The following is an 18499-nucleotide window of genomic DNA, read 5'->3' as shown; positions in this document are numbered from 1 at the left end:
TGCCGCGGGCGCCGTCATGCGCGACCGCCGGAAGCCGGCGGCTCGCGGTAGACCGCCGTCGATTCGCGCAGCACGAGGCGCGGCGACACGACGCGGCGGCGGCTCGGCACGGCGGTCGAGCCGCCGCCGATGCGCTCGATCAGCGTCTGCGCGGCCATTTCGCCGAGCGCGCGCACCGACTGGCCGACCGTCGACAGGGCCGGATACGTGTAACGGGAGAATTCGATGTCGTCGAACCCGATGATCGAACAGTCGTCGGGCACGCGCATGCCGCGCTCGGCCGCCGCGCGCAGCGCGCCGACGCCCATCAGGTCGTTGCCGGCGAAGATCGCGCTCGGCCGCACCGATTCGAACAGCCGCGACGCCGCGTGATAACCGCCGAGGCACGAGAAGTCGCTTTCCGCGATCGCGCCCGGCACGATGTCGACCCCGCGCTCGGCCATCGCGCGGATGAAGCCGTGCACGCGCATTGCACTGACCGCCGTGTCGGTCGGCCCCGTGATGCAGCCGATCTTCGCATGCCCCAGCTCGAGCAGGTGGCGCGTCGCCAGGTACGCACCGCGCTCGTGGTCGATCTGCACGAGGTCGGCCGCGAGCCCCTCGATGTTGCGGTCGACGACGACGAGCGGCGCGTGGATATCCGCGAGCGTCTGCGCGAGCACCGCATCCTCGCCCGCCGATGCGACGATCAGCCCGTCGATACGCTTTTCCTGCAGCACGCGCAGGTAGTTGCGCTGCTTGACGGGATCGTCGTCCGAGTTGCAGAAGAACACGCAATAGCCATTGGCCGCGCACTGATCCTCGATCCCGCGCGCTAGCTCCGCGAAGTACGGATTCGTGCTGTTCGGCACGACAAGGCCGATGGTCGCCGTCGCACGCGCCTTCAGCGAGCGCGCCACGGCCGACGGCACGTAATTCAGCTCGCGGATTGCGCCCTCGACCTTCGCACGCACATCCGCGGACACCGGCCGCGAATTGTTCACCACGTGCGAGACGGTCGTAAACGACACGCCCGCCATGGCCGCCACATCCTTGATCGTCGCCATTTCCCGTTTCTCTCTGGTCTGTTCTGTCTGTCTTTCTACCGCACGCGGGTGCGCCGGCTGCGATACGTATCGAGCACGACCGCCACCACGATCACCGCGCCGGTGATGATCCGTTTCGTCGGCTCGTTCGCACCGATCTGCGCCAGCCCCGCGGCCAGCACGGAGATGATCAACACGCCAAAGAACGTGCTGATCACCGAGCCGCGCCCGCCCATCAGGCTCGTGCCGCCGATCACGACGGCGGCGATCACCTGCAGTTCGAGACCGACGCCCGCATTCGGGTCGGCCGCCTCGAGCCGCGAAATCTGGAACAGCGACGCCAGCCCTGCGAGGGCGCCCATCAATGCGAATACGAGAATTTTATACGGCCTCGGGTTAACCCCTGCAAGTCGAACCGCTTCTTCGTTCGTGCCGATCCCGACGAGATAGCGTCCGAACACGGTGCGCGTCAGCACGAACTGGGCCGCGATCATCACCGCGACCGCGATCAGGAACGCTGGCGAGATGCCGAGCGCGATCGGGTTCGACAGGAAATCGAACGCGTCGCCGATATAGGCCGTGCGCGAATTCGTCAGCTGGTATGCGAGGCCGCGCGCGGCCTCCAGCACGCCGAGCGAAACGATGAACGACGGGATCCGCCAGCCGACCGTGACCGCGCCGGTCAGCGCGCCCGTGAGGGTCGCGACCGCGATGCCGATCAGCGCGGCCGGCAGCGGCCCCCACTGCCATTTCAGCGCGGCGACGCTGACCATCGACGCGGCGAGCGCGAGCACCGAGCCGACCGACAGGTCGATCCCGGCGATGATCAGCACGAACGTCATCCCGACCGACATCACGACGAGATCGGGAATCTGGTTCGCGATCGTGCTGAACGTATCGTAGGTCAGGAAATGCGAGCTCAGCACCGAAAACAGCGCAATCATCGCGGCGAGCGCACCGGCGAGCCCGAGGTAGTTCGACAGGCCGAGCCGCGTGCCGGACAGCGTGCGCGCACGGCGCCCCGTCACGTCCTGCTGCGCGCCTGCGTCGGTCGGGGTTACGGGAGGCTGGGTCATGGTCGTCCTGTATTCGAAGTACCGGGAGCAGCGCTGGGCGCCTGCCCCGCGTCCGGATGCTGCGCGCCGCCCGGCGGCGTGTCGCGGCCGAAGCCGGCGAACGCCGCGGCCAGCAGCGCATCCTGGGTCCAGTTGCCGCGCTCGAACACGGCGGTCATGCGCCCGGCCGACATCACGCCGATCCGGTCGCAGATCAGCATCAGCTCGCGCAGGTCGCTCGACACGACGACGAGCGCGCGGCCTTCGCGCGCGAGCGCGCCCATCAAAGTGTAGATCTCGAACTTTGCGCCGACGTCGATCCCGCGCGTCGGCTCGTCGAACAGCAGCACGCCCATGTCGCGCGCGAGCCAGCGGCCGATCACGACCTTCTGCTGGTTGCCGCCCGACAGCTCGCCGACCGCCTGTGTCGCGACGTGCGTGCGGATCCGCAGCGCGTCGATCTGTTGCTCGGCGAGCGCGGTTTCGCGCGCGCCGTCGACGATCCCGCCGCGCGCGAGCCGGTCGAGCTGGCCGAGCGACACGTTCGCGGTGATCGACTGCGTCAGCAGCAGCCCTTCGCCCTTGCGATCCTCGGTGATCAGCGCGATGCCCTGCTTCACCGCCTCGACCGGCGAACCGATCCGCACCGGCTTCGGCGGCTGGCCGATCGCGATCGTCCCCGCGTCCGGCGCATCCGCGCCGTAGATCAGCCGCAGCAGCTCGGTGCGCCCCGCGCCGATCAACCCCGAGATGCCGAAGATCTCGCCCGCGCGCACCTCGAGCGACACGTCGCGCACCGCCGTCCCGCGGCTGAGGCCCGACACGACGAGCCGCGGCGCGCCGATATGACGCTCGCCGAGATCGATGTGCTCGCCGATCTCGCGCCCGACCATCAGCGTGACGAGCCCGTCGGACGTCGTCGCCGCCATGTCGCCCGCGTGGACGAGCCGGCCGTCGCGCAGCACCGCGACGCGCTCGGCGACCCGCGCGAGTTCCTCGAGCCGGTGCGAGATGTAGACGATCGCGACGCCGCGCGCCTTCAGCCGGTCGATCTGCTCGAACAGCAGCTCGACTTCACGCGCGGTCAGCATCGCGGTCGGTTCGTCGAGAATCAGCACGCGGCAGTCGCCGATCAGGTTGCGCGCGATCTCGACCATCTGCTGGTGGCCGATGCCCAGCGCGCCGACCGGCGTATCGGGATCGACCGCGTCGAGCCCGACCTGCGCCATCGCGGCCCGCGCATCGTCGCGCAGCCGCGCACGATCGATGATCCCGAAGCGCCGCGGCAGGCGGTTCAGGAACAGGTTCTCGGCAACCGTCAGGGTCGGCAGCAGGTTCAGCTCCTGCATCACCATGCGCACGCCGAGTGCCTCGGCCTGCGTCCGGCTCGCCGGCGCATACGGCGCGCCGCCGAGCTGCATCGTGCCGGCGGTCGGCTCGACGAGCCCGCCGATGATCTTCGACAGCGTGCTCTTGCCGGCGCCGTTCTCGCCCGTCAACGCAAGCGCGTGGCCCGCCTCGAGCGTCAGCGTGACGTCGGCGAGCACGGGTTCGGCATAGGTCTTGCCGATGCCGGAGACGGACAGCACGGGAGCGGCTGCGCGGGAGGGTTGGAAAGTCGGGTCCATCGCGATCCTGGTTGCGGCCGCGCGCACGCGGCGCGCGGGTGTGACGCTCACAAGTGCATGTGCATGCAGTGGCCGTGATCGCGCTCACCCCGGATAACGGCCGCCGCGCCCGATTCTTGAGGGCGGCGGCCGCATCGGGGCCGCGTCACTTCGTCACGAGATCCACCGGCGTCTCGACCACGCCCGACATGTCGGCCTGCTTGCGATGCTCCGCAATCGCCTTGAGCGCCGTGTCGATACCGAACACGGCCTGCTTCGCCGCGTACTGATCGGCGGTCGCGAGCACGCGGCCGTCCTTCAGCATTGGCTTGATCGCGTTGATGTTGTCGTAGCCGACCACGAGCACCTTGCCCTGCTTGCCGGCCGCGCGCACGGCCGACACGGCGCCGATCGCCATGTTGTCGTTGCCGCACAGCAGCGCCTTCAGGTTCGGGTATTCGTTGAGCATCGCGGCGGCGACCGCATTGCCCTTGTCGATCTCCCATTCGCCGGACTGCACCGACACGACCTTCATCCCGCCCGCCTTCATCGCGTCCTGGAAGCCGGCCGTGCGCTGCTGCGCATTGGTCGTCGTCGACACGCCTTCGACAATGCCGACCTGGTCGCCCGCCTTCAGCCGCTTCGCGAGGTAATCGCCGATCTTGCGCGCGCCCTTGCGGTTGTCCGGGCCGACGAACGGCACGTTCAGGTTCTTCGACTTCAGCACGTCGGGATCGAGCCGGTTGTCGATGTTCACGACGATGACGCCCGCGTCGACCGCCTTCTTCACGACCGGCACGAGCGCCTTCGAATCGGCCGGCGCGAGCACGATCGCGTCGACCTTCGACACGATCATCTGCTCGACGATGCGGATCTGGTTCGCGGTGTCGGTTTCGTCCTTGATGCCGTTGGTGATCAGGTCGAACTGGCCCGCGTTGTGTTTCTGGTATTCCTTCGCGCCGGTTTCCATCGTCAGGAAGAACTCGTTGGCGAGCGACTTCATCACGAGCGCGACCTTCGGCTTGGCTGCCGATTGCGCGTGGGCGGCCGGTGCGGCGGCGACCGCGACGGCGGCGAGCGCGGCGGTCAGGAAGCGACGGCGAAAGAGGACATTCATACTCATCTCCTGGCGACCGGCCCCCAAGGGGCCGGACTATTGTTTGACTGTTGTTTTAATGTGAGCAAACGTTTGCGCCACACTACCCGGGCAATGGCCATCGATGCTGCTGTCGGTACCACGGAATGGAAGCGAGGCAGACGGCCGACTGCCTGGCGCGTGCTGTCGTTTACGCGCCGCCGCCGGCGGGACGCCGGCGGAGTGAAGGCTATGCTGTACCGATTCGCGTCGGTGTGCAACCCGTCTGATCAATATTTAAGGGTTTATTCGGAGCACGTGTCACGCCGGGTCCCGCGGCGCCGGTTCGTCTTCATCGGCCGACGGCGGCTCGCCGAAGCGGTTCGCATGCGGCGTGCCGGCGATGAAGCCGTTCATCACGAACAACGCGAGCGCGCCGACGATCGGCACGAACAGCAGCAGCATCCACCATCCCGACTTGTCGATGTCGTGCAGCCGCTTCACGCCGACCGCAATCGACGACCACACCGCGACGACCGCGATGACGACGGCCACCAGCATCACCAGCGGCGGCAGATCGTCTTCCGGCGCACCGCGGGAACCCGCATCGAAAATCGCGCTGAGCACCGTGGAAACCAGCGCGTAGATCCACCACGGCAGGCGCCCGACCCGGCCTTCGAACGAAAAGAGAAGCCATTTCAGATTCATTGTTTACCTCTTCGTCACGCGTGTTGCAGGCTGCGCGGTAGGTCTCCGAGCGTGCCGGGACCGGCGATCCACGTGCGTTGTTTCTTGAAGGCGGACGGCCTGCAGGCTTTGCTTTTCGCACTTCGCTCCGGTGTTGCGCGTTGCGTCGCAGGTGCGATCCGGCCGGCAGGATGGCGACCAACGGACGGCCCGAGCGCACGTCACCCGGCATTCACGCGCATTGAATCACATTTGCCGGCCAACGGATCGCCCGATATGGCAGATGGCCGAACCCGACACGAGGCGTGCACGCGTACCCTCTTGTTCTTGTCGTAGGGTCGGCAAGCGAATCCATGTCGTTCGCCGCGTGCGGCGAAGAATCGGACGGAAACCGCGATGGCGGTCGATGATACGGTGAGTCGAATCACCCAGGCAGCGGCAAATCGCCTGCCGCTGCCCAATACATGACAGCCCGCGCCGGTATGTCGCGCCATCCGCGGTGAGCGCACGGATGACGCACGACGCGCTGCCGTCAAACGGCTTCGCGCAACAGCCCCGCGATTTCCGCTTCGTTCAGATGCGGCGCGAACATCTCGATCAGCCGGTACGCATACGCGCGCAGGAACGCACCCTTGCGGAGCCCGACCCGCGTCGTGCTCGCTTCGAACAGGTGCTGCGTATCGAGCGCGACGAGCCCCGTGTCGCGCTGCGGATCGTAGGCCATCGCCGCGACCACGCCGATCCCCATGCCGAGCTCGACATAGGTCTTGATCACGTCCGCGTCGATCGCGGTGAGCACGACGTCGGGCACGGCGCCCGCCTGCGTGAACGCCTGGTCGATGTGCGAGCGGCCCGTGAAGTCCTGGTCGTACGTGATGATCGGATACTCGGCGATTTCCTCGAGCGTCAGGTTCTCGCGGCCGACGAGCGGATGGCCCTTCGGCACGACGACCGTGTGGTGCCACGAATAGCACGGGAACGTGACGATGTCCGGATAGCGGTCGAGCGCCTCGGTCGAGATGCCGAGATCGGCCTCGCCGTTCAGGATCATCTGCGCGATCTGCTGCGGGCTGCCCTGGCGCAGCGCGAGATGCACCTTCGGGAACACGTCGGTGAACTGGCGGATCACCTTCGGCAGCGCGTAGCGCGCCTGCGTGTGCGTCGTCGCGACGACGAGGTGGCCGCTGTCCTGGTCGGCGAACTGGCGCGCGACGCGGCGCAGGTTCTCGGCGTCGAGCAGCATCCGCTCGATCAGCTGGTGCACGGCCTTGCCGGGCTCCGTGAGCCCCGTCAGCCGCTTGCCGCGCCGGATGAAGATGTCGACGCCCAGCTCATCCTCGAGATCCTTGATCTGCTTCGATACGCCCGACTGCGACGTGTACAGCACGTTCGCGACTTCCGTCAGGTTCATGTTCTGGCGCACTGCTTCGCGCACGAACCGCAATTGCTGAAAATTCATGGGTATGCCTCTTAGGCTGTCGTTGTTTGATTGCCGATTCCGAGCGTATCCCGCCCCCTGCCCTGCATTTTCTCGTCAACGCGCGGGAAACACACGCACCGCGCGCGGCACCGCCGTCGCACCGTCGCCGACCTGCAGCGACAGCGCCCGCCATGCGTCGCGATCGAGTTCCGCCTCGAGCGCACCGCCCGCGCGCGCCTCGAGCTCAACACGCACCGAGCCGCCCAGCGGAATCACGCGGCGCACGTCCACCGCGATGCCGTCGCGGTGCCCTGCTTCGCCCACCGGCCACAGCTGCAGGTCGTGCGGGCGCACATAGGCGTTCGCGGGGCCGGCGAAATCGGCGTCGACCTCGATCGGCGCGGCCGCCCCTTCGGCGACGAAGCCACGCCCGGCGACCGTGCCCGGCAGCCGGTTGGCCGCACCGAGGAATTCGTAGACGAATGCGCTCTGCGGATGATCGTAGACATCCTGCGGGCTGCCGACCTGCTCGACGTGGCCACGGTTCAGCACGACGATGCGGTCCGCGACTTCCAGCGCCTCCTCCTGGTCGTGCGTGACGAAGATCGTCGAGATGTGCAGGTCGTCGTGCAGACGACGCAGCCAGCCGCGCAGTTCCTTGCGGACCTTCGCGTCGAGCGCGCCGAACGGCTCGTCGAGCAGCAGCACCTTCGGCTCGACCGCAAGCGCGCGGGCGAGCGCGATACGCTGGCGCTGGCCGCCCGACAGCTCGGACGGATAGCGCTGCGCGAGCCAGTCGAGCTGCACGAGTTTCAGCAGTTCGTGCACCTTCTCGCGGATCGCGGCTTCCGACGGCCGCTCGCGGCGCGGCTTCACGCGCAGCCCGAATGCGACGTTCTCGAACACGGTCATGTGGCGGAACAGCGCGTAGTGCTGGAACACGAAACCGACCTGGCGATCGCGCGCGCCGACCGACGCGACGTCGAGCCCCTGCAGCACGACCTGCCCGGCATCCGCGTGCTCGAGGCCCGCGATCACGCGCAGCAGCGTGGTCTTGCCGCAGCCGGACGGCCCGAGCAGCGCGACCAGCTCGCCCGGCGGGAAGTCGAGCGATACGTTGTCGAGCGCCGTGAAATCGCCGAAGCGCTTCTGAAGGTTACGGACGGTGATACCCATTCTGGTTGCCTCTTTACGATTTCGACGAAACGGCGCCGACGGGGCCGGCATGTGCGGGAACGGCGTCGTGCACGTCGGCCAGTTCGGCCGCAAGATGACGCTCGGCGATCAGCTTCAGCGCGAGCGTGACGAGCGCGAGCAGCGCCAGCACCGACGCCACCGCGAACGCCGCCGCGAAGTTGTATTCGTTGTACAGGATCTCCACGTGCAGCGGCATCGTGTCGGTCACGCCGCGGATGTGGCCGGACACGACCGACACCGCGCCGAACTCGCCCATCGCGCGCGCATTGCACAGGATCACGCCGTACAGCAGGCCCCACCTCACGTTCGGCAGCGTCACGCGACGGAAGATCTGCCAGCCCGACGCGCCGAGCACGCGCGCGGCTTCTTCCTCGTCGGTGCCTTGCGCCTGCATCAGCGGGATCAGCTCGCGCGCGACGAACGGGAACGTGACGAAGATCGTCGCGAGCACGATGCCCGGCACCGCGAAGATGATCTGCACGTCGTGATCCTGCAGCCACGGTCCGAACCAGCCCTGCGCGCCGAACAGCAGCACGTACACGAGGCCCGAGATCACCGGCGACACCGAGAACGGCAGGTCGATCAGCGTCGTCAGCAGCGCCTTGCCGCGAAATTCGAACTTCGCGATCGCCCATGATGCGCACACGCCGAACACGAGATTCAGCGGCACCGCGATCACGGCGACGGTCAGTGTCAGCTTGATCGCCGACCACGCATCGGGATCGGCCAGCGATTCGAAATAGAAGCCGACGCCCTTGCGCAGCGCCTCGACGAACACCGCGGCGAGCGGCACGACGAGGAAAAACGCGAGGAACGCCAGCGCGATGCCCGTGAGCAGCCAGCGCACGACGCGCGACTCGGTGACGGGGTCGAGCCGCTTCGTGGCACGCCCTTGCGCGTCCGCAGACGGGGTTTTCAGCACGACGGTGGCCTCCTGGCTCATTGCTGGCCTCCTGCCGGGATGGCGGTGACGGTAGCGGGCGCGGGACCGCTCGCGCCCTTGCTCGTGCGGCGCTGCAGATACCACTGCAGCGTGTTGATCAGCAGCAGCATCAGGAACGACACGACGAGCATCACGACCGCGAGCGCGGTCGCGCCCGCATAGTCGTACTGCTCGAGCTTGGTGATGATGAGCAGCGACGTGATCTCGGATTTCATCGGCACGTTGCCGGCGATGAAGATCACCGAGCCGTATTCGCCGAGCGCGCGCGCGAATGCGAGCGCGAAACCGGTGAGGAGCGCCGGCAGCACGGCCGGCAGCACGACACGGCGGAACGTCAGCCAGCGCGACGCGCCGAGGCACGCGGCGGCCTCCTCCTGCTCGCGCTCGAAATCCTCGAGCACCGGCTGCACCGTGCGCACGACGAACGGCAGCCCGATGAAGGTCAGCGCGACCAGCACGCCGGCCGGCGTGAACGCAATCTTGATGCCGAGCGGCGCGAGATACTGGCCAACCCAGCCGTTGGTCGCGTAAACGGCCGCGAGCGAAATGCCGGCGACCGACGTCGGGAGTGCAAACGGCAAGTCGACGACCGCATCGACGAGCCGCTTGAACGGGAACGTGTAACGCACGAGCACCCACGCGACGAGGAAACCGAACACGGCATTGATCAGCGCGCCGCCGAGCGCGGCCGAGAACGTCAGCCGATACGACGCCAGCACGCGCGGCGACGTGACTGCGGTGACGAACTGGTCCCACGACAGCGTCGCGGTCTTCAGGAACGTGGCGGCGAGCGGTATCAGCACCACGAGGCTCAAATAGGCCACCGTGATGCCTAGCGTCACGCCGAAACCGGGCAGCGCGCTCGGCTTGCGAAAGGTGTACGTCGTCATCGGATGCTCTTGCTGGGTCGATGCTGCTCATGGGTCCGACGCAAACGCCGGCGCAGTGAATCGCGCCGGCGGCCCGTCGGGGATGCGGCGCGCTATCGTGGCGCGCCGCTGTCGTTATGGCGTTACTGCGGCTTGTAGATCGAATCGAACACGCCGCCGTCCGCGAAATGCGTCTTCTGCGCATTCGTCCAGCCGCCGAAGGTATCGTCGACCGTGTACAGCTTCAGCTTCGGGAACTGCTTCGTCAGCTCAGCCGGCACGTTCTTCGAACGCGGCCGGTAGTAGTTGCGTGCCGCGATCTCCTGGCCCTGCGGGCTGTACAGGAAGTTCAGGTATGCCTCGGCCAGCTTGCGCGTGCCCTTCTTGTCGACCACCTTGTCGACCACCGCGACGGGCGGCTCGGCCAGGATGCTCACCGACGGCACGACGATCTCGAACTTGTCGGTGCCGAATTCCTTGACCGACAGGAATGCCTCGTTTTCCCATGCGATCAGCACGTCGCCGATCCCGCGCTGCACGAAGCTCGTGGTCGCGCCGCGCGCGCCCGAATCGAGCACGCCTGCGTTCTTGTAGAGCTTCGTGACGAATTCCTTCGCCGTCTGTTCGTTGCCGCCCGGCTTGTGCAGCGCGTACGCCCACGCGGCCAGGTAGTTCCAGCGCGCGCCGCCCGACGTCTTCGGGTTCGGCGTGACGATCGAGATGCCCGGCTTGGTCAGGTCGTCCCAGTCCTTGATCCCCTTCGGATTGCCCTTGCGCACCAGGAACACGATCGTCGACGTGTACGGCGACGCGTTGTCGGGCAGGCGCTTCTGCCAGTCCTTGTTGACGAGCCCCTTGTTCGCGAGGGCGTCGATGTCGTACGCGAGCGCCAGCGTGACGACGTCGGCCTGCAGGCCGTCGAGCACCGAGCGCGCCTGCGCGCCCGAGCCGCCGTGCGACTGCTTGAAGTTGACGGTCTCGCCCGTCTTCGCCTTCCACTCCTTGCCGAACGCCTGGTTGAAGTCCTGATACAGCTCGCGCGTCGGGTCGTACGACACGTTCAGGAAGGTCGTATCGGCCTGTGCGTGCGTCGCGACGCCCAGCGCCGCCGCCGCGCCCAGCGCGAGTGTTGCGATCAGGCGGCCCACTCCGCCCACCAGCCCCGTATTGCGCTTGCCCATCCTTGGTTCTCCAGTGTTGTCGGTATTGCGATGTCGGGCCAGTCTAACGAACGGGTTACATGATTAAAAATAATCGTTCCTCATTTTTTAATACTCAAAAGTGCTAACGCAGACGGGATGGACGGTTGCGGCGGATGAACCGACGTCCGGGCGTCGTGAAATCGCGTCGGAACCGGCGTGATCGCGTCGAACCTCAAGTAACACTTGAAATTCGCGGACTACTGTATAAAAATACAGCTCACTGTCTATCCATACAGTTGAGCCATGACCAAACTCACCGCCCGTCAGCAGCAAGTGTTCGACTTGATCCGTCGCGCGATCGAGCGCTCCGGATTCCCGCCCACCCGTGCCGAGATCGCGGCCGAACTGGGCTTCAGCTCGCCGAATGCGGCCGAGGAGCACCTGCGCGCACTCGCGCGCAAGGGTGTGATCGAGTTGGCCGCCGGCGCGTCGCGCGGCATCCGCCTGCTCGGCATCGACGATGCCCCGCACCAGTTCACGCTGCCGCACGCCGGCCTGATGCAGCTGTCGCTGCCGCTCGTCGGCCGCGTGGCAGCTGGTAGCCCGATTCTTGCGCAGGAGCACATCTCGCAGCATTACGCGTGCGATCCCGCGCTGTTCTCCAGCAAGCCCGATTACCTGCTGAAAGTGCGCGGCCTGTCGATGCGCGACGCCGGCATCCTCGACGGTGACCTCCTCGCCGTGCAGAAGCGCACGGAAGCAAAGGACGGCCAGATCATCGTCGCGCGTCTCGGCGACGACGTCACGGTCAAGCGCCTGATGCGCCGGCCGGGCGGTCTCGAGCTGATCGCGGAGAACCCGGATTACGAAAACATCTTCGTCAAGGCCGGCAGCGCGGAATTCGCGCTGGAAGGCATCGCCGTCGGGCTGATTCGCTCGGGCGAACTCTGACATTCCGTCTCGCTGAGGAGAACATCATGGAACGCCTTGCCCGTCTGCTGCCTTTCCGTCAATTCGGCCGCCTGCGTCACCTGCGCGGCCGCACGCCCTGCGCACCGCTGTCCGCGGCGGCGCCTGTGCAAGAAGAAGTCGCAGTCGAACGGCAGGCGTCCCTGCTGCCGTCGGCGCTCCCCGCTTTCGCGCGGGTATCGCTGAACGCCGGCCTGAATCATGCCGAACCCGCGCGCCGTGCACCGGTGCGCGTCTATCACGGCCGGTCGCGCCTGATCATGGTCGGCACGATCGATGCCGTGTGCCGGATGATCGATCGCTGCATCGCAGAGGAACGATCGGCCACGCCAGGCGGTCTCTGATTGCGGAACATCCCCGCACCGGAGGCAACGTGACAGGATCTTCGGGCCGCGCATGGCGGCTCAAGCCGCTTCTGATCGTCGTGCTGGCCGTCGCCATCGTTGCGGCGATCGGCTATGCGTACGCGTCACCGTACGTCGCGCTCGGTCGCCTGAAATCGGCGATCGATGCGCGCGATGCGCAGGCCATCAGTGAATATGTCGATTTCCCGTCGCTGCGCATCAGCCTGAAGCAGCAGGTCACGGAAGAGTTGATGCGCCGGATCGACGCGGTGAAGAAGAACAATCCGTTCGCGGTGCTCGGTGCGCTGATCGGGTCCGCTCTGATCGGCCCGCTGGTCGATGCGTACGCGACCCCGGAAGGCGTAGCCGCGCTGATGAGCGGATTGCCACCGCGTGGCAATCCAGGAGAGCATCCACCCGAATGGTCGAATCTGCCGCCAGGCAGCAATACGCCGGCGGCCAATCCGGCGCCTCCGGCGAGCGCAGCCGCTCCGGGTAGCAACGCGGCCGCTACCGCAGCGTCATCGCCGTCATCCGCCGCTGCCGCACCGGCCAGCCCGGTCGATGCAACGCACGTGCCGCGCCAGCAGCAAACCAGCGCCGGTTACCGGAATATCGATGAATTCGTCGTGACCTACCAGCGCAGTGCCGACGGCACGCGCTATGCGGCGATATTCCACCGCTTCGGCCTGTTCTCGTGGAAGTTGTCCGCAATCGACCTGCATGCTTGAGTGGTCCTGAGTGGCCACGGTCAGCGCCCGCCCCACGGACGTGGCATGACGCCCGACCGGCGCGATCCGCCGGTCAGGCAGTCATCGAATCATTGGATCATTTGCCGTTCGCCGTGGCCGCTTCACGCTCCCGCGCGATTTCTTCCTTCTGCTCCTGCGCCGACGAACACGCCACCAGAATGCTGCAGTTCACGCGATCGAGCAGTTGCGTGTTGCCCGACCCCATCCACCATCTGGACAACCCGCTACGGCACCGATGGCCGACGACAACGAGGTCGACCTTCAGCTCCCTCGCGAGATTCGCGATTTCGTCGATCGGATAGCCGAACGCGAAATGGCCTTCGGCCTGCACGCCGCGCTCGCGCAGCCAGTTCACCCCTTCCTGCAGGATTTCACGCGCGGTTTCCTCGAACCGGCCACATGCGACGTCGGTCAGCAAACCCGCGCTCTGTGCAATGCTCGAGCGCATGTCGACCACCGACAGCAAATGCGTCTCGGCCTTGAGGTCCATCGCGAGATTGGCGCCGCAACGCAGTGCCTTGCGTCCTTCGAGCGTGCCGTCGTAACACAACAAAATCTTGTTGTAGCTAGCCATGAAACCTCCCTATCGCAACAACGAGCCTACGCATTCATCATGGTGCGCCGCAATTCAGGACGCAAGGGATGGAAAACGCTGATTCGCCCCGCTCGGCTCGTGCGCGATGATGCAGTGCACGATCGGTGCGTACAGGCATCGCACCGTGCAGGCATGCCCTGAAGAGACCCAGTCGATGCACTAGAATGGCCCGTTCGTACTCCAGCGGGCCATCACGCGCCGGCGTCGTGCGCTTCGGTCATGCCCGTGTGACACGTAATCGCCCGATCGGTTCGCCAACCGGCCACGCATCCGGCAACAGCGGAACGCTTCCGCGCCCGCCTACAACGACAACATGCCCATGTCCGTTGCACCGATCGATTTCCGGAACGTCGAAAAGCGCTATGGCGACAAGCTCGTCGTCAACGGCCTGTCCTTCACCGTCCAGGCCGGCGAATGCTACGGCCTGCTCGGGCCGAACGGCGCCGGCAAGACCACCACGCTGAAAATGCTGCTCGGCCTCACCCATCCCGACGCAGGCGCCATTTCGCTCTGCGGCGAACCGGTTCCATCACGTGCGCGGCATGCGCGCCAGCGCGTCGGGGTCGTCCCGCAGTTCGACAATCTCGACCCCGACTTCACCGTGCGCGAGAACCTGCTCGTCTTCAGCCGCTACTTCGGCATGTCGGCGCAGGCCGCGCACGCGCTCGTGAAGCCGCTGCTCGAATTCGCGAAGCTCGAGAACAAGGCCGATGCGAAGGTCGGCGAGCTGTCGGGCGGCATGAAGCGCCGCCTGACGCTCGCCCGCGCGCTCGTCAACGATCCCGATGTGCTGGTGCTCGACGAGCCGACGACGGGCCTCGACCCGCAGGCACGTCACCTCATGTGGGAGCGGCTGCGCTCACTGCTCGCACGCGGCAAGACGATCCTGATCACCACGCACTTCATGGAAGAAGCCGAGCGCCTGTGCGACCGCCTGTGCGTGATCGAGGAAGGCCGCAAGATCGCCGAAGGCGCGCCGCACGCGCTGATCGAATCGGAGATCGGCTGCGACGTGATCGAGATCTACGGGCCCGATCCGGCCACGCTGCGTGACGAGCTGTCGGCGTTCGCGAAGCACACCGAGATCAGCGGCGAGACGCTGTTCTGCTACGTGAGCGATCCGGAACCGCTCAGTGCGCGACTCAAGGGTCGCACGGGGTTGCGCTATCTGCATCGCCCGGCCAATCTTGAAGATGTGTTCCTGCGGCTCACGGGCCGCGAAATGCAGGACTGATCGATCATGGATGTCCGCAACTATTCGACCGCCGCACCGTCGGCACCACCGCGCGTGTCGCGCTTCGCGATCGCGATGCCCGCGAACGCGACCAACTGGATCGCCGTCTGGCGCCGCAACTATCTCGTCTGGCGCAAGCTCGCGCTCGCGTCGATGTTCGGCAATCTTGCCGATCCGATGATCTATCTGTTCGGGCTGGGGTTCGGGCTCGGACTGATGCTCGGCCATGTCGACGGCGTGTCGTATATCGCATTCCTCGCGGCCGGCACGGTCGGGTCGAGCGTGATGATGTCCGCGAGCTTCGAGTCGATGTATTCGGGGTTCTCGCGCATGCACGTGCAGCGCACATGGGAAGCGATCATGCATACGCCACTCGCGCTCGGCGACATCGTGCTCGGCGAGATCGTCTGGGGAGCCAGCAAGGCGATGCTGTCGGGCGCCGCGATCATGCTCGTCGCGGGAGCGCTCGGCTATGCGCAGTTTCCGTCGATGCTCGCGGCGCTGCCCGTGATCGCGCTCGCGGGCCTCGCGTTTGCCAGCATCGCGATGATCGTCACGGCGCTCGCGCCGTCCTACGATTTCTTCATGTTTTATCAGACGCTCGTGCTGACGCCGATGCTGCTGTTGTCGGGCGTGTTCTTCCCGATCACGCAGTTGCCGCCGATTGCACAGCATGCGGCGCAGGCGCTGCCGCTCGCGAATGCCGTCGAGCTGATCCGGCCCGCGATGCTCGGCCGGCCGGCAACCGACGTCGCGCTGCATGTCGCGGTACTCGCCGGTTACGCGGTCGGCGGATTCCTGCTGTCCGCGTGGCTGTTCCGGCGGCGGATGATGCGCTGACGGCCGGCGCGCGAGCGCCGGCTTTCTGCGACGACCTTACTCGTCGTCGTCGCTCCACGGGATCTCGACGTCGGTCAGGAACGCGACGGTCGCGAGCGGGCCGCCTTCCTGGCGGCCGAGCTTGCCGTCCGCGCGATGCCATTCGACGCGAAACTGCGTGCCCGGATCGTCGGCCACCAGATACACCGTGCGCAGCTCTTCCTTGTCGGCTTCGTCCACCGGGCCGTCGAACGACACCAGCATTTTCTGCGGCCACAGGCCGTTGACCGGATCGTAAATGCGGTCGCCTTGCGGAATGTCGATGCTGGCCTCGACGCCGATCGTTGCGGAGGCCTCGATGATCATCGTGCCGAGTGCGTTCAGCACGGCAGTCGCCCGCGCGGAATTGGCCTGGCGGATCGCGAGATCGCCGCGCGTCAGCGCCTTTTCGAGTCGAGGATGGATCTTCGGTTGGGTCATGCGTTTTCCTGTTTGCTTCTTGTAAATGGCGCCGCACGCGTGAAACGGCGGCGCCGGATGAATACGACGATTGCGCCCGTTTGGCGCGCCGCTTGCGCGCGTCAGAACCCGAGCGCGACCGCGAGCAGGCCGCTCGCGATCCCGAACACGACGACGAGGATCGCGACGATGGCCAGCATGTAAGGCTTGAACGAACGCGCGAGCATCGCGAGTGACGGCACGCTGATCGGCGGCAGCGTCATCAGCAGCGCGGCGGCCGGGCCGACGCCCATGCCGAGCGACAGCATTGCCTGGATGATCGGCACCTCGCCGGCCGTCGGGATCACGAACAGCATGCCCGCGACCGCGAATGCCATGATCCAGCCGAGATGATTGCCGATGTCCGGGCCGATATGCGGGAACAGCCACGCGCGCGCGGCGCCGAGCAGCAGCACGAGCACGATGTATTCGGGCACGAGCCGCACGGCCATGCGCGCGAGCAGCTTCACCCAGCGAACGAACGGATTGCCGGCCGCGGCCTGCTCGGCCGCCAGCGCGGCGAGCTGCGCATCGTCGATGCTGCGGTCTTCAGGGCGTGCGATGCGGTTCAGCAGATAGCCGATCCCGAACACCATCGCGATGCCGAGCACGAGGCGCAGCGCACTCCAGTGCCAGCCGAGCACGAAGCCCATGAAGACCAGCGCCGCCGGGTTCAGCACCGTGTTGCCGAGCCAGAACGCGACCGCGCCGCCCGGCGAGGCATGGCGCGCACGCAGCCCCGCGACGACCGGCGCCGCACAGCACGTGCACATCATGCCGGGCAGCGACAGCAGGCCGCCCGCGGCGACGCTGCCGAAGCCGGTGCGGCCGAGCACGCGCGCGACCCAGTGCGCGGGCAGCAGCGCCTGCACGGCCGAACCGAGCAGCAGGCCCAGCACCATCGCCTGCCAGATCGCCTTGCCGTACGCCCACGCGTAGTCGAGCGCGGCCTTCAGCGACGGCTCGGGCGCCGCCGCCGACGTGCCCATCAGGATCGACTGGCCGATCGAATGATGCTCGGCGGCGACGAACGCCTTGTTGTAATACGGGAACCATTTCACATAAAACAGGCCCGCGACCGCGATCAGCAGGAAGGTCATCCAGCCGAGCGCGGGACTGGGTTGGGTGCGTGTGGTCGTCATCGTGTGGTCGTCGATTGGTCTTGGTCGGTTTCGGATGTCGCGCCCGCGGCGAGCGCGGCCGATGCGGGCAACCCGGCCTGCGCGAGTTCGGCCAGCAGCGCGCGCGCCTGATCGCGCCCGTCCGCGGCATTGGGCCGGAACGTGAACGTCAATGCCCGGTTCGGCTTGTTGTACGTCGCGCGATAGGTGCGCGCATAGGCGGGATCGTAATGCTTGTCGATCAGCTCGGTGAACAGTTCGGCCCGTGCGTCCGCATCGATCAGCGCCTTCCAGTGCGTCACCTGCTCACGGCTATGCAGGCCGATCAGCCGATGAAGCTGCGCCTTGAACGCATCCGGTTCGTCGAACAGGTGGGCATAGTCGTCGAGGAGGAATGCGATGCGCTCGTCATGCGCCGCGTCGACATGCACCCACGGCCCTGCGTGAAACGCTTCGATCAACGCGATCGGCAACTGCACAAGCCCGATCCGGCGGCTTTCCGACTCGACGAACACTGGCCATTCGGGGTCGAAACGTCCGAGTGTTTCGACGAGCCCCGAATCGAACCCCTTCTGCGCCGGCTGAGGCTTGCCCGGCAGCGCGCCAAGCAGCGAACCGCGATGGCACGCGAGCGCCTCGAGATCGAGCGTCTGCGCGCCCACGTCGCGCAGCGCGTTCAGCAGGCGCGTCTTGCCGCAGCCCGTATGGCCGACGAGCGCGATGTAGCGAAAGCGCGTCGGCAGCGAGTCGAGCGTCGCGCACACCGACTGGCGGTATGCCTTGTAGCCGCCGTCGAGCTGGCGCGCCTTCCAGCCGATCAGGTTGAACCACGTCGTCATCGAGCCCGAGCGCTTGCCGCCGCGCCAGCAGTAGATCAGCGGCCGCCAGTTGCGCGGGCGGTCGGCGAACGTCGTGTCGAGATGGCGCGCGATGTTGCGCGCGACGATGGCCGCGCCGACCCGGGTCGCCTCGTACGGCGACACCTGGCGGTACATCGTACCGACGAGCACGCGCTCCTCGTTGCTGAGCACGGGCGCGTTCAGCGCGCCGGGAATATGGTCCTCGGCGAACTCGAGCGGCGTGCGCACGTCGATGATCTCGTCGAACTCGCCGGCGCGATCGAGGGTGACAATCAGGTTCTTCAATT

General features: G+C 66.7%; 19 protein-coding genes and 1 pseudogene. 5 read left to right on the top strand and 15 right to left on the bottom strand.

Going from position 1 to position 18499, the window contains the following annotated elements:
- Positions 1–14 precede the first annotated feature (14 nt).
- The 11 genes and pseudogenes from G3N96_RS21760 to G3N96_RS39885 all read right to left on the bottom strand — a co-directional run.
- The gene (locus tag G3N96_RS21760) at positions 15–1046 is read right to left on the bottom strand and encodes a substrate-binding domain-containing protein (protein ID WP_039358736.1); all 1032 of its coding nucleotides are present in this window, start codon (positions 1044–1046) and stop codon (positions 15–17) included.
- A 35-nt stretch (positions 1047–1081) separates the two neighbouring features.
- Positions 1082–2101 carry an ABC transporter permease gene (locus G3N96_RS21755; RefSeq protein WP_206138423.1) on the bottom strand — a complete coding sequence of 340 codons (1020 nt, stop codon included), beginning with the start codon at positions 2099–2101 and terminating at the stop codon, positions 1082–1084.
- On the bottom strand, positions 2098–3708 hold the full coding sequence (locus G3N96_RS21750; RefSeq protein WP_206138422.1) for a sugar ABC transporter ATP-binding protein: 1611 nt from the start codon (positions 3706–3708) through the stop codon (positions 2098–2100). The genes G3N96_RS21755 and G3N96_RS21750 overlap by 4 nt, the downstream gene beginning before the upstream one ends.
- A 145-nt stretch (positions 3709–3853) precedes the next feature.
- Complete coding sequence (locus G3N96_RS21745) at positions 3854–4804, bottom strand: sugar ABC transporter substrate-binding protein (RefSeq protein WP_124584230.1); 951 nt, start codon at positions 4802–4804, stop codon at positions 3854–3856.
- A gap of 279 nt (positions 4805–5083) precedes the next feature.
- The gene (locus G3N96_RS21740; RefSeq protein WP_206138421.1) at positions 5084–5470 is read right to left on the bottom strand and encodes a DUF805 domain-containing protein; all 387 of its coding nucleotides are present in this window, start codon (positions 5468–5470) and stop codon (positions 5084–5086) included.
- 511 nt (positions 5471–5981) lie between these two features.
- Positions 5982–6908 carry a CysB family HTH-type transcriptional regulator gene (locus tag G3N96_RS21735; protein WP_006484201.1) on the bottom strand — a complete coding sequence of 309 codons (927 nt, stop codon included), beginning with the start codon at positions 6906–6908 and terminating at the stop codon, positions 5982–5984.
- Between the two features lie 75 nt (positions 6909–6983).
- Complete coding sequence (locus G3N96_RS21730) at positions 6984–8045, bottom strand: sulfate ABC transporter ATP-binding protein (protein ID WP_089431032.1); 1062 nt, start codon at positions 8043–8045, stop codon at positions 6984–6986.
- A 13-nt stretch (positions 8046–8058) separates the two neighbouring features.
- A complete protein-coding gene (gene cysW / locus G3N96_RS21725) occupies positions 8059–9009 on the bottom strand; it encodes a sulfate ABC transporter permease subunit CysW (protein WP_206138420.1) in 951 nt (316 codons plus the stop codon).
- Positions 9006–9899, bottom strand: coding sequence for a sulfate ABC transporter permease subunit CysT (gene cysT / locus G3N96_RS21720; RefSeq protein WP_206138419.1), 894 nt, complete (start codon positions 9897–9899; stop codon positions 9006–9008). The genes cysW and cysT overlap by 4 nt, the downstream gene beginning before the upstream one ends.
- A gap of 122 nt (positions 9900–10021) precedes the next feature.
- Complete coding sequence (locus tag G3N96_RS21715) at positions 10022–11059, bottom strand: sulfate ABC transporter substrate-binding protein (protein ID WP_039358757.1); 1038 nt, start codon at positions 11057–11059, stop codon at positions 10022–10024.
- A gap of 183 nt (positions 11060–11242) precedes the next feature.
- Positions 11243–11353, bottom strand: a pseudogene (locus G3N96_RS39885) (sodium:proton symporter); the annotation flags it as partial.
- Here G3N96_RS39885 and lexA point away from each other — a divergent pair.
- From lexA to G3N96_RS21700, 3 genes are read left to right on the top strand one after another with little or no spacing between them, the layout of a single operon-like run.
- Positions 11324–11971: a transcriptional repressor LexA gene (lexA, locus tag G3N96_RS21710; protein ID WP_009689103.1), complete on the top strand. Its 648-nt coding sequence runs from the start codon at positions 11324–11326 to the stop codon at positions 11969–11971. The pseudogene G3N96_RS39885 and the gene lexA overlap by 30 nt on opposite strands.
- A gap of 26 nt (positions 11972–11997) precedes the next feature.
- Positions 11998–12333, top strand: coding sequence for a hypothetical protein (locus tag G3N96_RS21705; RefSeq protein WP_006476078.1), 336 nt, complete (start codon positions 11998–12000; stop codon positions 12331–12333).
- A 29-nt stretch (positions 12334–12362) separates the two neighbouring features.
- Positions 12363–13064: a DUF2939 domain-containing protein gene (locus G3N96_RS21700; protein ID WP_206138425.1), complete on the top strand. Its 702-nt coding sequence runs from the start codon at positions 12363–12365 to the stop codon at positions 13062–13064.
- A gap of 97 nt (positions 13065–13161) precedes the next feature.
- On the opposite strand, the gene G3N96_RS21695 is transcribed toward G3N96_RS21700, so the two are convergent.
- Entirely contained in the window at positions 13162–13659 is a 498-nt protein-coding gene (locus G3N96_RS21695; RefSeq protein ID WP_089440021.1) for a universal stress protein, read from the bottom strand.
- A gap of 340 nt (positions 13660–13999) precedes the next feature.
- On the opposite strand from G3N96_RS21695, the gene nodI reads away from it, so the two are divergent.
- Complete coding sequence (gene nodI, locus G3N96_RS21690) at positions 14000–14914, top strand: nodulation factor ABC transporter ATP-binding protein NodI (RefSeq protein WP_124584218.1); 915 nt, start codon at positions 14000–14002, stop codon at positions 14912–14914.
- Between the two features lie 6 nt (positions 14915–14920).
- The gene (locus G3N96_RS21685; protein ID WP_089472719.1) at positions 14921–15754 is read left to right on the top strand and encodes an ABC transporter permease; all 834 of its coding nucleotides are present in this window, start codon (positions 14921–14923) and stop codon (positions 15752–15754) included.
- Between the two features lie 36 nt (positions 15755–15790).
- On the opposite strand, the gene G3N96_RS21680 is transcribed toward G3N96_RS21685, so the two are convergent.
- The 3 genes from G3N96_RS21680 to mnmH form a co-directional block, all read right to left on the bottom strand.
- Positions 15791–16213, bottom strand: coding sequence for a hypothetical protein (locus tag G3N96_RS21680; protein ID WP_034174145.1), 423 nt, complete (start codon positions 16211–16213; stop codon positions 15791–15793).
- 101 nt (positions 16214–16314) lie between these two features.
- Positions 16315–17373: a permease gene (locus G3N96_RS21675; RefSeq protein ID WP_206138418.1), complete on the bottom strand. Its 1059-nt coding sequence runs from the start codon at positions 17371–17373 to the stop codon at positions 16315–16317.
- A complete protein-coding gene (gene mnmH / locus G3N96_RS21670) occupies positions 17370–18497 on the bottom strand; it encodes a tRNA 2-selenouridine(34) synthase MnmH (protein WP_089494785.1) in 1128 nt (375 codons plus the stop codon). Before mnmH ends, G3N96_RS21675 begins: the two co-directional genes overlap by 4 nt.
- Between the last annotated feature and the right edge of the window lie 2 nt (positions 18498–18499).

It is taken from the genome of Burkholderia sp. Se-20373, assembly GCF_017104705.1.
Taxonomy (GTDB): domain Bacteria; phylum Pseudomonadota; class Gammaproteobacteria; order Burkholderiales; family Burkholderiaceae; genus Burkholderia.
The sequence above is the reverse complement of the archived record's forward strand: the minus strand, read 5'-3'. Positions and strand labels throughout refer to the sequence as shown.